Source organism: Pseudomonas sp. IT-P395, assembly GCF_949767675.1.
GTDB lineage: Bacteria > Pseudomonadota > Gammaproteobacteria > Pseudomonadales > Pseudomonadaceae > Aquipseudomonas.
This window is the reverse complement of the sequence record NZ_CATKPW010000060.1, coordinates 244626-257449: the sequence shown is the minus strand read 5'-3', so window position 1 is coordinate 257449 and position 12824 is coordinate 244626. Positions and strand designations below refer to the sequence as shown.

Below are 12824 nucleotides of genomic sequence, written 5' to 3'. Positions count from 1 at the left end.
GTGGGCTTCAATCGGTTCAACTTTGCGGCCTCATCCCTTGAGAAAGTCCGAACATGAACAACAACAGATCATGATCGGGTTTGGTCGCCACGGAGGCTTTTGCCACCCGTGGGACTGCGCAGTGGGCGTCGTCTACGGACGCGCCAACCACCTGCATGCGGGGCTGCTCCCAGGCAGCCACCGCCAATGACGCAACTGCCAAGGCTCCAACCAAAAACAAACCTCGTGCAATTTCTAGTTTCATCGCTATAAACCTTTGATAGCGCTGCCAAACGCCGTCTCATAAAAGTAGACGAGTTTTTTCCAGTCCGCGTCGCGGAACGACGAATGGCGGCGCAATTGCTTCATGTCATGGGAGGCGGCGCGATAGGCGGTCAGACGCTGGCGGCATTTCTCCATATCGATCAAAGCGACCTCGACCTTGGCCGACTCGCCTTCGCCCGTCACACGCACAAACACGTGTTTGATGTAGATGCAGCTGTGCTGCCAACGGCCCTTGTGCATACGCGCCAGATTCTCGGCGAGGTCCTTGAGCACACGCTCGTAAACCACATCGCCACACTGATCGCGACCGCCGGCAGCCGCCAGCCAGTGTTCCAGTTCCTGGAAACCGTCCAGGGACTTGGTGACCAAAAGTGCACGCCACTTGTGTTGCGGATCAGGCTGGGCACCGCAAAAGACGATCTCGGGCACGCGCACACCGAGCTTGCTCACGCCAGTCAGCGCGTCAAGTTCACGCAGAACAGTAGGACGGCCGAAAGGGTGCAGCCAGCTGCGGTAGATATGACCGGTCTGGCGCTTGGCATACAGCAGTTGACCATCGCGCCCCACGACCCTTTGCACGCCACTTTCCCCGCCACGTCGAACATTGGGCTCTTCCACCCACTCGCCGCGCTGGTTCCAGTAAAAGTCAAAGCGATCTTGCGGAGCGACATCCGTTTCTGCTGCAAATTGCACTGCCATCCTGTTACCTCTTGCGTAATACGTAAACCCGCCACATGGCGTAGAGCGGAATAAAGTCCAGTTGTTCCTGAATCCGAAAACCTGCCTCCTCGAATTCCTTTTCCACCGTAGCGGCCGGTAACACAAAGCGATTCTGATACTCGCGTTTGTCACGGTTGCGCTCGGCTCGCTGGCGTTTCCAGGCTTTGAAGTTGCCATCAACCCACAGCGAAACGATCACACTGTCGCGGGTGACGCGCTCGAATTCGCGCAGAATCGCCCGGCGATGCTCGGCTTCACCGATGTGGTGGAGCAGACGCATGCAGAAAATGCTGTCGACGGCGTTGTCAGGCAAGGCAATGTCGAAGGCAGATGTGTGCAAGGGTTGTACCCGTTTCACCACATCGGCCGGTTGCGACTGCATGGCCGTCTTGATCATCGACTCGGAATTGTCCGCACCGATAATCACCCGGTTGGCCTTTTCGCCCAACAAGGGCCAGAAACGCCCGGCACCGCAAGGCAGATCCAGCACCAGCCCTGGCTCGCCAACCAGCGCCAGCGCCTTGCGGGCCATCTGTTCGTCACGCCAATGGGAGAGACGCCGTCCAAGACTTTCTTTGTGCTTGCGCAGATATTTCTGCGCGTGTTGATCGTCGTACTTCTCGGAAAAATCGAGTTTGATCGGACCGGACATCACCTGGACTCCTGAATTGCTGATGTCACCACCTTAAGGAGCGGCGTGTCAGCGTCAGGTCATCCATTTGTGAAAAAAATGTCCGGTAAACAGACAAATTATTACAGCGTTATACAGGATTTAGACAGGAAGGAGGGAGTAGCATTGAGCCACTCCGTGCGTCAGATTTTGCCCAGATCTACCTCGAAGCGGCAGCCATTGGGCTCCATCGTGCTCAAGCTGACGGTCCAGCCCTGGTTCTCGCAGATCCGCTGCACCAGCGACAATCCCAGCCCCAGGCCTTCGCCACGCTTTTCGCTGCCACGTACGAAAGGCTCGAACATGGCTTCGCGCTTTTCTTCCGGAATGCCGACACCGGAGTCTTCCACCGCGAAGCCGTTGGCAGTGAGTGTCAGGCGAATGAAGCCGCTTTCGGTGTAATGCAGCGCGTTGCGCAACAGGTTGCCCATCACGGCATTCAATAGGGTCGCGTTGTAGCGAATGTCTGATGGACTGCCAGGTTCGAAGATCAGTTTCAGGCCCTTGCTCTCGATCGGCCCGCGCCACAGACACAACAGGCCTTCGGCCACTTGCGAGAGGTTTTGCTGAAGTGCCATGCCAGCATCCTCATGCTGGGCGCGCGCCAGCATCAGGAAGGTTTGCACCAATTCGCGCATTTCTTCACTGGCGCGGGCAATTCGCTCGACCTGTGAACGACCACGCTGGTCGATCCCCGGGTTTTCCAGCAGCAGTTCGCAGGAACTGGCCAATACCATAAGCGGCGTGCGCAATTCATGGCTGACGTCGCTGGTGAACAAACGTTCGCGTGTCAGCGCCTGACGCAAACGCCCCAATGTGGCATCGAAGGCCACCGCCAGCTCGCCGACTTCGTCTGCCGCGTAATCCGGCGCCAACGGCGGCGCCAACCCGAGTAACTGGTCACGGTGACGCACCTGCCGGGCCAGTCGGACCACCGGCGCCATCACCTTGCGCGCCAGCACCCAGCCGAGGAACACCGCTAGTGCCAGGCTGAGCACAAAACCCACCAGGACCACGGCAAACAGCACACGCTCGCGCTCTTCAAAATCGCTTTGATCTTGCAACAAGACGTAACGGCGACCGTCGACGATCTCGACCATCGCGTGATACGACAGCTGCTCGCGGAAGACTTCATGGAAACCCGAATCGAGGTGGCGCAGGTCCTTGGGCAGCTCGAAATCGCCCGGTCCGCCACTGAAATAGAACAACTGGTCGGGTTCCGGGCGATGGCTCCAGTCCGAAACATTGTCCATCAGCAGCAGACGCTGCAAGTCGCCGCCCAGCCCCGCCGAAATCAGTTTTTCTTCCACCAGGTGCACGGTCGCGACAATGCCCATTGCGAAGGCGCCGGCCACCAGTGCACTCATCAAGGCAAAAGCAATGATGATCCGCTGGGAAAGACTTTGCCTGAACTCCATTACACGTCGGCCAGCCGGTAACCCACGCCGTGCACAGTGTGCAGCAGTGGTTTGGCAAAAGGTTTATCGATCACCTGACGCAGTTGGTGAACGTGACTGCGCAGGCTGTCGCTGTCCGGGCAATCATCGCCCCACAGCGCTTCTTCGAGAATTTCCCGACGCAGGACGTGCGGGCTCTTCTGCATCAACACCGCGAGCAATTTGAGGCCGACCGGGTTGAGCTTCAGCAGTTTGCCGTCGCGGGTCACTTCCAGCGTGTCGAGGTCGTAGCTCAGATCGGCGACCTGCAGCGCACGGCGACCACCACCTTGCGCACGGCGCATCACCGCTTCGACCCGCGCAGCCAGCTCGGACAAGGCAAATGGCTTGATCAGGTAATCGTCGGCCCCGGCCTTGAAACCCTGCAAGCGGTCGTCGAGTTGATCGCGGGCGGTGAGCATGATCACCGGTGTGTCCCGACGGGCGTCCTCACGCAGGCGTTTGCACAGAGTGTAACCATCGATGCCGGGCAACATGATGTCGAGCACGATCAGGTCGTAATGCTCGGTGGCGGCCAGATGCAGGCCCGACAGACCGTCCTGGGCGCAATCGACGGTATAGCCCTTGAGGCCCAGATAATCGGCCAGATTGGCCAGGATGTCGCGGTTGTCTTCGACCAATAGAATTCGCATGGGCACCTCCTCCGTACGGGGTAACGGCCGTCTTGGCCCGCGCAGCTTACGGCCAAGTGTGGCTCACGGCTAGGCGTGCGTTGAGTTGTTGCGCGAGAAAAACGTTCATTGTTCCAGCCAACGTTTTTTTCACTTTCGATTAACAAATCAGCGACGCATAGACGCGCAGACTCCGCGCGGTTGCGCTCCTCAGATCCTACTTACACCCAAGGAATTGCCCATGGTGTCGACTTCTGCCCGCCCCGTTTCCAGACCGCTGAACTTCTGGCTTTGCCTGGGAATACCCACCGTCGCGGCAATCATTCTGGTGTTGCTCGAACTGACCGATCTGGACATGGATCTGGCCAGACTGTTCTACGACCCGGTCGCAGGCGACTTTATCGGGCGACACAGTTTTTTCCTTGAAGACATCCTCCATGATCGTGCCAAACAGGTGGTCATTGCGTTCTCGGTGTTGGCCATCCTCGGCTTTATCGGCTCGTTTTTTCTCGCCAGGCTGAAACCGTTCAAGCGTGAACTGGGTTGCCTGGTACTTTCGCTGGGCCTGGCGACATCGTTCGTCACTCCGGTCAAAGCCGTGACTGCCGTGCAGTGCCCGTGGAGCCTGGAGCAATTCGGTGGCCATGAGACCTACAGCAAACTGATGGAGCATCGTCCACAGACCGATAAACCCGGGCGTTGCTGGCCCGGTGGTCATGCGGCGACGGGGTTTACTTTGTTTGCGCTGTTCTTTGTCCTGCGTGATCGGCGTCCGCGTCTGGCCAGACAGGCGTTTATCTTTGCCTTCGCATTGGGGTCGGTGTTTTCCATCAGCCGGATGATGCAGGGCGCGCACTTCTTTTCGCACAACGTGTGGACGGCGATTTTCTGCTGGCTGATTTGTCTGGGATCTTATTATTGGGTGCTGTATCGCCCGGCGGTGAAAGCCGAGGCCGTGGTCGAGGCGCAACCGGTCAGCGCCTGATCTGACGCCATCGCTGGCAAGCCAGCTCCCACAGGGTTGGTGCCGAGCACACATTTTGTGAACGCTCGAATCACTGTGGGAGCTGGCTTGCCAGCGATGAACGATTACTCGGACTTTCGCCAACACTAAATCAAAGGCAATAAAAAACCCCGCTGACTCGCGTCAGCGGGGTTTTGCGTTACGGGGTAAGGCTGGCTTACATCATGCCGCCCATGCCACCCATGCCGCCCATGTCTGGCATACCGCCGCCAGCAGCGCCGTCTTTCTTCGGCGCGTCAGCTACTGCCGCTTCGGTGGTCAGGATCAGACCGCCGATCGACGATGCAGCTTGCAGAGCGGAACGAGTCACCTTGGTTGGGTCCAGGATGCCCATTTCGATCATGTCGCCGTATTCGCCAGTTGCAGCGTTGTAACCGAAGTTACCTTTGCCGTTCTTGACTTCGTTGACCACAACGCTTGGCTCGTCGCCGCTGTTGGCAGCGATCTGACGCAGCGGAGCTTCAACAGCGCGGCGCAGAACAGCGATACCGACGTCCTGATCAGCGTTGTCGCCTTTCAGGTCAACCAGGGTTTGCAGAGCACGGATCAGCGCAACGCCACCGCCAGGTACCACGCCTTCTTCAACGGCTGCACGAGTTGCGTGCAGGGCGTCTTCAACGCGGGCCTTCTTCTCTTTCATTTCTACTTCGGAACCAGCGCCAACCTTGATCACTGCAACGCCGCCGGACAGCTTGGCCAGACGCTCTTGCAGTTTTTCACGGTCGTAGTCCGAGGAAGTTTCAGCAGCCTGGGCACGGATCTGAGTGATACGCGCCTGGATGTCAGCTTCTACGCCAGCACCGTCAACGATGATGGTGTTTTCCTTGGAGATGGTCACACGCTTGGCGCTACCGAGGTTTTCCAGGGTAGCGGCTTCCAGGCTCAGGCCGATCTCTTCGGAGATAACGGTACCGCCGGTCAGAACAGCGATGTCCTGCAGCATGGCCTTGCGACGGTCGCCGAAGCCTGGCGCCTTGACGGCTGCGACTTTAACGATGCCACGCATGTTGTTCACAACCAGAGTCGCCAGGGCTTCGCCTTCAACGTCTTCGGAAACGATCAGCAGTGGACGGCCGGCTTTGGCAACGGCTTCCAGCACTGGCAGCATTTCGCGGATGTTCGAGATCTTTTTGTCGACCAGCAGGATCAGCGGGCTGTCCAGCTCGGCAACCATGGTCTCTGGCTTGTTGACGAAGTACGGGGACAGGTAGCCACGGTCGAACTGCATGCCTTCTACAACCGACAGTTCGTTTTCCAGGCCAGTGCCTTCTTCAACGGTGATCACGCCTTCTTTGCCGACTTTTTCCATGGCTTCGGCAATGATGTCGCCGATGGAGCTGTCGGAGTTGGCGGAGATGGTGCCGACCTGAGCGATGGCCTTGGTGTCAGCGCATGGCTTGGACAGGTTCTTCAGCTCTTTGACGATCGCGATGGTCGCTTTGTCGATACCACGCTTCAGATCCATCGGGTTCATGCCGGCAGCGACGGCTTTCAGGCCTTCGTTGACGATCGACTGAGCCAGAACGGTAGCGGTAGTAGTACCGTCACCAGCGTCATCGTTGGCACGGGAGGCAACGTCTTTGACCAGCTGCGCGCCCATGTTTTCGAAGCGATCTTCGAGTTCGATTTCTTTGGCGACGGAAACGCCGTCCTTGGTGATGGTCGGAGCGCCGAAGCTCTTCTCGATGATCACGTTACGGCCTTTCGGGCCCAGGGTCGCTTTTACTGCGTCAGCCAGGACGTTGACGCCCTTGAGCATTTTTTTACGGGCGGAATCGCCAAACAGAACTTCTTTAGCAGCCATGATCGATATTCCTTAAATACTTTGTAGTAGCGGGAAAATGAACGGGGGTATCAGCCTTCGATAACAGCGAGGATTTCGTTCTCGCTCATTACCAACAGGTCTTCGCCGTCGACTTTCACAGTGTTGCTGCCGGAGTAAGGACCGAACACAACCTTGTCGCCTTCCTTCACGGACAGTGCGCGCACTTCGCCGTTTTCCAGAGCTTTGCCCGGGCCTACAGCGAGAATCACACCGTGGTTGGCTTTTTCAGCAGCCGAACCTGGCAGGACGATACCGCCAGCGGTTTTCTTTTCTTCTTCGCTGCGACGGATTACGACGCGGTCATGCAGAGGACGAAGCTTCATTGTCGATCTCTCCTAATTGTGGTTTTCATCGGCCGGTGTAGTCCCGGCGGGTTTAACAAATCCGGCCTTCGCCGGTTGCGCCTCGTCGAGCGAGACGCGGAAGACTGACTGGCGCAAATGCCAGAAACCTTTCGGTGACCGATACATAAGGGCGCATAAGCTTATTACAAGGGCGCGGCTAAAAATTTTTCACCGATATGTTGCACAAAAGCAGCCCATAAACGAACACGGCACCCGAAGGTGCCGTGTCAATGCAGATGTTACTTGGAGTCGCGATGTTCGAACTCGCCTTCGATCACATCACCCTCGCGGCCCAGTGGCTGACGCGGTGCAGGACCGCCACGGGGTTGCAGGTCGTCGGCGAACGCACGCTGACGCATGGCCTGTTCTTCGGCGCGCTGGCGCATTTTGTTCGCCAGCAGTCGACGGCTGATTGGCAGCAGCATGACCAGACCGACCACGTCGCTGATGAAGCCAGGCAGGATCAACAGGCCACCGGCCAATGCCAGCATCAAACCTTCCAGCATGGTTTGTGCGGGCAGTTCGCCGCGGTTCAGGCTTTCACGGGCACGCAATGCAGTGGCCAGACCGGCGACGCGCAGCACAAACACACCGAACATCGAGCCGAGAATGATCAGCAGCAGGGCCGGGAAAAACCCGATAGCCCCTGCCACTTTGACGAATACGAACAGCTCCAGCACTGGAAACAGCAGAAAGAGCAACAGAAAAGGGCGCATCAAAGTTTCCTCAACGCAAGAAATGCCTTGCAGTAAGCCTTAGATGACGTCGCCCTTTCGTGAATTCAAGCGTCGGCCACAGCATTTTTTGGCCAGACCTCGGCATGAGCCAATGAAACCAGGGCTTCGCGCACTTGTGTCGGCGTATTACAAGGTGCTGGGAACGGCAGCCAGTACAGCGCCTGACCGATGCGCAGGTGCATGCCTTCTGTGTCGATCCCGGCCAGTTGCGCCGGCGCAGTTTTCGGCAGACCGGCGAGGTCGACGTAGTGCGCGATGGCTTTGCCGTGGTCGCTGTTCATGTGCTCGACCATGCTGATCTCGGCCTTGCCGGCGAACGGATTGGCCAGGGTCAGTTGATCGACCCAGTGAATCGCACCAAAACCACCGATGTAGCGATGACGCACCGGGGTCAGCACCCAGAAGTCGAAATCGTGGGCCTTGTGGTAGTTCTGCGAATCGGGGAAATAACGGTAGTAACGCTCGGCGGCGGCTTCGATCGCGGCAACGTCTTCGAGCTTTTGCGCCTCGGCCATATAGGTCAGGCGACCAACGGCTTGCACATCATCGGCCTCGCGCTCGCCGACGAGCATTGAGCATTTCGGGTCTTTTTGCAGGTTGTGGGTGTGCTGGGCAATGCGGCTGATCAGGATCAGCGGCCGGCCCTGCTCGTCCAGGCAGTACGGCACCACGGAGCCAAAAGGAAAACCGGGCATCGATTTGGAGTGGGTCGACAGCACTCCACGGTATTCCTTGAGAAGCAATTCTCGGGCATTCTTCGCCACTTCAACGCTCAATTTATGACTCCTTAAATAGAATCCGTCGAAAAAACGGACAGGCGCCGGGGATCAAGTCCCGGTCAGCCGGCGGGCAATTCTCATGTGCAAACCAGCCACGGCCGGTGCAGATCGGGAGTCGCTGAAAACAACAACTACTCAGACCTGCTATCGGGGCATGCGAATGCAACTCAACGACAAAGTAATCATTATCACTGGCGGTTGCCAGGGTTTGGGCCGTTCGATGGCCGAGTATTTCGCCGGCAAAGGCGCGAAGCTCGCCCTGGTCGACCTCAATCAGGAAAAACTCGACGACGCGGTCGCGGCTTGCAAGGCCAAGGGCGTCGAGGCGCGCAGCTATCTGTGCAACGTGGCCAATGAAGAGCAGGTCGAGCACATGGTCACTCAGGTCGCCGCTGATTTCGGCGCGATCCACGGCCTGATCAACAACGCCGGGATCCTCCGTGATGGCCTGCTGCTCAAGGTCAAGGACGGCGAAATGACCAAGATGAGCCTGGCCCAGTGGCAGGCCGTCATCGACGTCAACCTGACCGGCGTGTTCCTCTGCACCCGTGAAGTGGCGGCGAAAATGGTCGAGCTGAAGAACACTGGCGCGATCATCAACATCTCGTCGATTTCTCGAGCAGGCAACGTTGGCCAGACCAATTATTCGGCAGCCAAGGCCGGTGTTGCTGCAGCGACAGTGACCTGGGCCAAAGAGCTGGCGCGTTACGGCATTCGGGTGGCGGGCATTGCACCGGGCTTCATCGAAACCGAGATGACCCTGGGCATGAAACCGGAAGCGCTGGAGAAGATGACCGCGGGGATCCCGCTCAAGCGCATGGGCAAGCCGGAAGAGATTGCACACTCGGCGGCGTATATCTTCGAGAACGACTACTACACCGGGCGGATTCTGGAGATGGATGGCGGCTTGCGTATCTAACTGCCAACACAAAACAAATGTAGGAGTGAGCCTGCTCGCGATTGCGGTCATTCATTCAACAAATCTGTTGAATGTTATTCCGCTATCGCGAGCAGGCTCACTCCTACAGGGTTATCGGTGTTGCTGATGCATCAATCGTCGCTGATGGTGATGTTCGGCATCGCCGGTGTCGCCGCTTCCTGCAACACAATCCGCGCACCGACGTGGCGGGCGAGTTCCTGATAGACCATGGCAATCTGGCTGTCCGGCTCGGCGATCACCGTTGGCTTGCCGCCGTCGGCCTGTTCACGGATCAGCATCGACAGAGGCAGCGAAGCCAGCAGTTCAACGCCGTACTGGGTCGCCAGTTTTTCACCACCGCCCTCACCGAACAGATGCTCGGCATGCCCGCAGTTCGAGCAAATGTGCACGGCCATGTTTTCCACCACGCCCAGCACCGGAATGTTGACCTTGCGGAACATTTCCACGCCTTTGCGCGCGTCGAGCAAGGCCAGATCCTGCGGGGTGGTAACGATCACCGCGCCGGCCACCGGGACTTTTTGCGCCAAAGTCAGTTGAATGTCGCCGGTGCCTGGCGGCATGTCGATGACCAGATAATCCAGATCGCCCCACGCGGTTTGCGTAACCAGTTGCAGCAGCGCGCCGGAGACCATCGGCCCGCGCCAGACCATCGGCGTGTTGTCGTCGGTCAGAAACGCCATCGACATGACTTCTACACCGTGAGCCTTGAGCGGCACGAACCACTTCTGATCCTTGACCTCCGGGCGGGTGCGCTCGGGGATGCCGAACATGATGCCTTGGCTCGGGCCGTAGATATCGGCGTCGAGAATCCCGACCTTGGCGCCTTCGCGGGCCAGGGCCAGTGCGAGGTTGGCGGCGGTGGTCGACTTGCCCACACCGCCCTTGCCGGAGGCCACGGCGACCACGTTCTTGACGTTGGCCAGCCCCGGAATCTGCGCCTGCGCCTTGTGCGCAGCGATAACTGTATTGATTTCTACTTTCGCGGCCGCGACACCGTCGAGGTTCTCGATGGCCAATTGCAGCATTTGCGCCCATCCGCTTTTGAACAGGCCAGCGGCATAACCGATTTCCAGCTGCACGTTGACGCGATCACCGACGATCTCGATGTGCTTCACGCAACCGGCGCTGACCGGGTCCTGGTTCAGGTAAGGGTCGGTGTATTGGCTGAGGACGGCTTCCACCGCTGCGCGAGTGATGGCGCTCATGGGCAACTCCGATAACAAGACTGGGAAAAGATGGCGGGTATCCTACCCCTTCTATCCTCCGGACGGCATGCCCGGCAACGATTTGCAGGGGTGAAATATCTTGCCCGGCGCTTTATAGTGGCCGACCTCCGTTTCATCAAGTAGCGAAGCCCCACATGTCCGAACCACGCAAGATCCTCGTCACCAGCGCCCTGCCCTACGCCAACGGTTCGATTCACCTTGGCCATATGCTGGAATATATCCAGACCGATATGTGGGTGCGCTTCCAGAAGCATCGCGGCAATCAATGCATTTACGTCTGCGCCGACGACGCCCACGGTTCGGCGATCATGCTGCGCGCGGAAAAGGAAGGCATCACCCCGGAACAACTGATCGCCAACGTGCAGGCTGAACACAGCGCCGACTTTGCCGAGTTCCTGGTTGATTTCGACAACTTCCACTCCACTCACGCCGAAGAAAACCGTGAGTTGTCGAGCCAGATCTACATCAAGCTGCGTGACGCCGGGCACATCGCCCAGCGCTCGATCACCCAGTACTTCGACCCGGAAAAGAAAATGTTCCTGGCCGACCGCTTCATCAAGGGCACCTGTCCGAAATGCGGTACCGAAGACCAGTACGGCGATAACTGCGAAAAATGCGGTGCGACCTACGCCCCGACCGATCTGAAGGATCCGAAGTCGGCGATCTCCGGCGCCACCCCGGTGCTCAAGGATTCCCAGCACTTCTTCTTCAAACTGCCAGACTTCCAGGAAATGCTGCAAACCTGGACCCGCAGCGGCACCTTGCAAGACGCCGTCGCCAACAAGATCGCTGAATGGCTGGACGCCGGCCTGCAACAGTGGGACATCTCCCGCGATGCGCCGTATTTCGGTTTCGAGATCCCGGGCGAGCCGGGCAAATATTTCTACGTGTGGCTGGACGCCCCGATCGGCTACATGGCCAGCTTCAAGAACCTTTGCGACCGTACGCCGGAGCTGGACTTCGATGCGTTCTGGGCCAAGGATTCCACCGCCGAGCTGTACCACTTCATCGGCAAGGACATCGTCAATTTCCACGCGCTGTTCTGGCCAGCGATGCTCGAAGGCGCGGGCTACCGCAAGCCGACCGGCATCAATGTGCACGGCTATCTGACCGTCAACGGCCAGAAGATGTCCAAGTCGCGCGGCACCTTCATCAAGGCGCGTACGTATCTGGATCACCTGTCGCCGGAATACCTGCGCTATTACTACGCGGCCAAACTGGGCCGTGGCGTCGATGACCTCGACTTGAACCTCGAAGATTTCGTGCAGAAGGTCAACTCCGACCTGGTCGGCAAAGTGGTCAACATCGCCAGCCGTTGCGCCGGTTTCATCCAGAAAGGTAACGCCGGCCTGCTGGTCGGCACCAATGCCGCGCCAGAGCTGACCGAGGCTTTCCTCGCTGCTGCGCCAAGCATTGCCGACGCCTACGAGGCCCGCGACTTCGCCCGTGCCATGCGTGAAACCATGGCTCTGGCCGACCGCGCCAACGCCTGGATCGCCGACAAGGCGCCGTGGTCGTTGAACAAACAGGAAGGCAAACAGGATGAAGTCCAGGCGATCTGCGCCACCGCCATCAACCTGTTCCGCCAACTGGTGATCTTCCTCAAACCGGTGCTGCCGCTGTTGGCCGCCGATGCCGAGGCGTTCCTCAACGTCGCCCCGCTGACCTGGAACGACCACACCACGCTGCTGGCCAACCACCAGTTGAACGAATTCAAACCGTTGATGACCCGCATCGACCCGGTAAAAGTACAAGCCATGAGCGACGCCTCGAAAGAAGACCTCACCGCCAGCCAGACCGACACCGGTGCCGCGGCCCCAGCGGGCAATGGCGAACTGGCCAAGGACCCGCTGTCGCCGGAAATCGACTTCGATGCTTTTGCTGCCATCGACCTGCGCGTCGCGCTGATCGTCAAAGCCGAACACGTCGAAGGTGCTGACAAGCTGCTGCGCCTGACGCTGGACATCGGTGACGAGCAGCGCAACGTGTTCTCCGGGATCAAGAGCGCTTATCCGGATCCGTCCAAACTCGACGGTCGCCTGACGATGATGATCGCCAACCTCAAGCCTCGGAAAATGAAGTTCGGTATCTCCGAAGGCATGGTGATGGCGGCCGGCCCTGGCGGTGAAGAGATTTACCTGCTGAGCCCGGACAGCGGCGCCAAGCCAGGTCAGCGCATCAAGTAACAGCTGGCGGTCAATTGATCCCACAGGCGTGCCCGGCATGC

The 12824-nt window shown here is 58.7% G+C and carries 13 protein-coding genes; 3 read left to right on the top strand and 10 right to left on the bottom strand.

Annotation, left to right across the window (positions count from 1 at the left end):
- Positions 1–16: 16 nt before the first annotated feature.
- The 5 genes from ACM6IN_RS27795 to colR form a co-directional block, all read right to left on the bottom strand.
- The gene (locus ACM6IN_RS27795; protein ID WP_034153490.1) at positions 17–244 is read right to left on the bottom strand and encodes a hypothetical protein; all 228 of its coding nucleotides are present in this window, start codon (positions 242–244) and stop codon (positions 17–19) included.
- Between the two features lie 2 nt (positions 245–246).
- A complete protein-coding gene (locus ACM6IN_RS27790; protein WP_414917069.1) occupies positions 247–963 on the bottom strand; it encodes a lipopolysaccharide kinase InaA family protein in 717 nt (238 codons plus the stop codon).
- A gap of 4 nt (positions 964–967) precedes the next feature.
- Positions 968–1636, bottom strand: a complete 669-nt coding sequence (locus ACM6IN_RS27785; protein ID WP_007916600.1) for a class I SAM-dependent methyltransferase — start codon at positions 1634–1636, stop codon at positions 968–970.
- A gap of 161 nt (positions 1637–1797) precedes the next feature.
- Positions 1798–3072 carry a sensor histidine kinase gene (locus ACM6IN_RS27780; protein ID WP_007916602.1) on the bottom strand — a complete coding sequence of 425 codons (1275 nt, stop codon included), beginning with the start codon at positions 3070–3072 and terminating at the stop codon, positions 1798–1800.
- A complete protein-coding gene (colR, locus tag ACM6IN_RS27775; RefSeq protein WP_007916604.1) occupies positions 3072–3743 on the bottom strand; it encodes a two-component system response regulator ColR in 672 nt (223 codons plus the stop codon). The genes ACM6IN_RS27780 and colR overlap by 1 nt, the downstream gene beginning before the upstream one ends.
- A gap of 220 nt (positions 3744–3963) precedes the next feature.
- Between colR and ACM6IN_RS27770 the strand changes: the two genes are divergently transcribed.
- The gene (locus tag ACM6IN_RS27770) at positions 3964–4707 is read left to right on the top strand and encodes a phosphatase PAP2 family protein (protein WP_007916607.1); all 744 of its coding nucleotides are present in this window, start codon (positions 3964–3966) and stop codon (positions 4705–4707) included.
- A 196-nt stretch (positions 4708–4903) separates the two neighbouring features.
- Here ACM6IN_RS27770 and groL read toward each other — a convergent pair whose 3' ends face one another.
- The 4 genes from groL to ACM6IN_RS27750 form a co-directional block, all read right to left on the bottom strand.
- Positions 4904–6550, bottom strand: coding sequence for a chaperonin GroEL (gene groL / locus ACM6IN_RS27765; RefSeq protein WP_007916609.1), 1647 nt, complete (start codon positions 6548–6550; stop codon positions 4904–4906).
- Between the two features lie 50 nt (positions 6551–6600).
- Positions 6601–6894: a co-chaperone GroES gene (locus ACM6IN_RS27760; protein ID WP_007916610.1), complete on the bottom strand. Its 294-nt coding sequence runs from the start codon at positions 6892–6894 to the stop codon at positions 6601–6603.
- A gap of 260 nt (positions 6895–7154) precedes the next feature.
- Complete coding sequence (locus ACM6IN_RS27755) at positions 7155–7631, bottom strand: FxsA family protein (protein WP_095112323.1); 477 nt, start codon at positions 7629–7631, stop codon at positions 7155–7157.
- 65 nt (positions 7632–7696) lie between these two features.
- Entirely contained in the window at positions 7697–8428 is a 732-nt protein-coding gene (locus ACM6IN_RS27750) for a HugZ family protein (protein ID WP_414917068.1), read from the bottom strand.
- A 163-nt stretch (positions 8429–8591) separates the two neighbouring features.
- Between ACM6IN_RS27750 and ACM6IN_RS27745 the strand changes: the two genes are divergently transcribed.
- A complete protein-coding gene (locus tag ACM6IN_RS27745; protein WP_414917067.1) occupies positions 8592–9350 on the top strand; it encodes an SDR family oxidoreductase in 759 nt (252 codons plus the stop codon).
- Between the two features lie 131 nt (positions 9351–9481).
- On the opposite strand, the gene apbC is transcribed toward ACM6IN_RS27745, so the two are convergent.
- Entirely contained in the window at positions 9482–10576 is a 1095-nt protein-coding gene (gene apbC / locus ACM6IN_RS27740; RefSeq protein ID WP_007916614.1) for an iron-sulfur cluster carrier protein ApbC, read from the bottom strand.
- Between the two features lie 155 nt (positions 10577–10731).
- Here apbC and metG point away from each other — a divergent pair, with 155 nt between their 5' ends.
- Positions 10732–12783: a methionine--tRNA ligase gene (gene metG, locus ACM6IN_RS27735; RefSeq protein ID WP_007916615.1), complete on the top strand. Its 2052-nt coding sequence runs from the start codon at positions 10732–10734 to the stop codon at positions 12781–12783.
- Positions 12784–12824: the final 41 nt, after the last annotated feature.

Excerpts from the sequence above, each read along its gene's own strand:
- ACM6IN_RS27770 (WP_007916607.1), top strand. The coding sequence starts at position 3,964 with ATGGTGTCGACTTCTGCCCGCCCCGTTTCCAGACCGCTGAACTTCTGG.
- ACM6IN_RS27755 (WP_095112323.1), bottom strand. The coding sequence starts at position 7,631 with ATGCGCCCTTTTCTGTTGCTCTTTCTGCTGTTTCCAGTGCTGGAGCTG.
- ACM6IN_RS27790 (WP_414917069.1), bottom strand. The coding sequence starts at position 963 with ATGGCAGTGCAATTTGCAGCAGAAACGGATGTCGCTCCGCAAGATCGC.
- ACM6IN_RS27760 (WP_007916610.1), bottom strand. The coding sequence starts at position 6,894 with ATGAAGCTTCGTCCTCTGCATGACCGCGTCGTAATCCGTCGCAGCGAA.
- colR (WP_007916604.1), bottom strand. The coding sequence starts at position 3,743 with ATGCGAATTCTATTGGTCGAAGACAACCGCGACATCCTGGCCAATCTG.
- metG (WP_007916615.1), top strand. The coding sequence starts at position 10,732 with ATGTCCGAACCACGCAAGATCCTCGTCACCAGCGCCCTGCCCTACGCC.
- ACM6IN_RS27795 (WP_034153490.1), bottom strand. The coding sequence starts at position 244 with ATGAAACTAGAAATTGCACGAGGTTTGTTTTTGGTTGGAGCCTTGGCA.
- groL (WP_007916609.1), bottom strand. The coding sequence starts at position 6,550 with ATGGCTGCTAAAGAAGTTCTGTTTGGCGATTCCGCCCGTAAAAAAATG.
- ACM6IN_RS27745 (WP_414917067.1), top strand. The coding sequence starts at position 8,592 with ATGCAACTCAACGACAAAGTAATCATTATCACTGGCGGTTGCCAGGGT.
- apbC (WP_007916614.1), bottom strand. The coding sequence starts at position 10,576 with ATGAGCGCCATCACTCGCGCAGCGGTGGAAGCCGTCCTCAGCCAATAC.
- ACM6IN_RS27785 (WP_007916600.1), bottom strand. The coding sequence starts at position 1,636 with ATGTCCGGTCCGATCAAACTCGATTTTTCCGAGAAGTACGACGATCAA.
- ACM6IN_RS27780 (WP_007916602.1), bottom strand. The coding sequence starts at position 3,072 with ATGGAGTTCAGGCAAAGTCTTTCCCAGCGGATCATCATTGCTTTTGCC.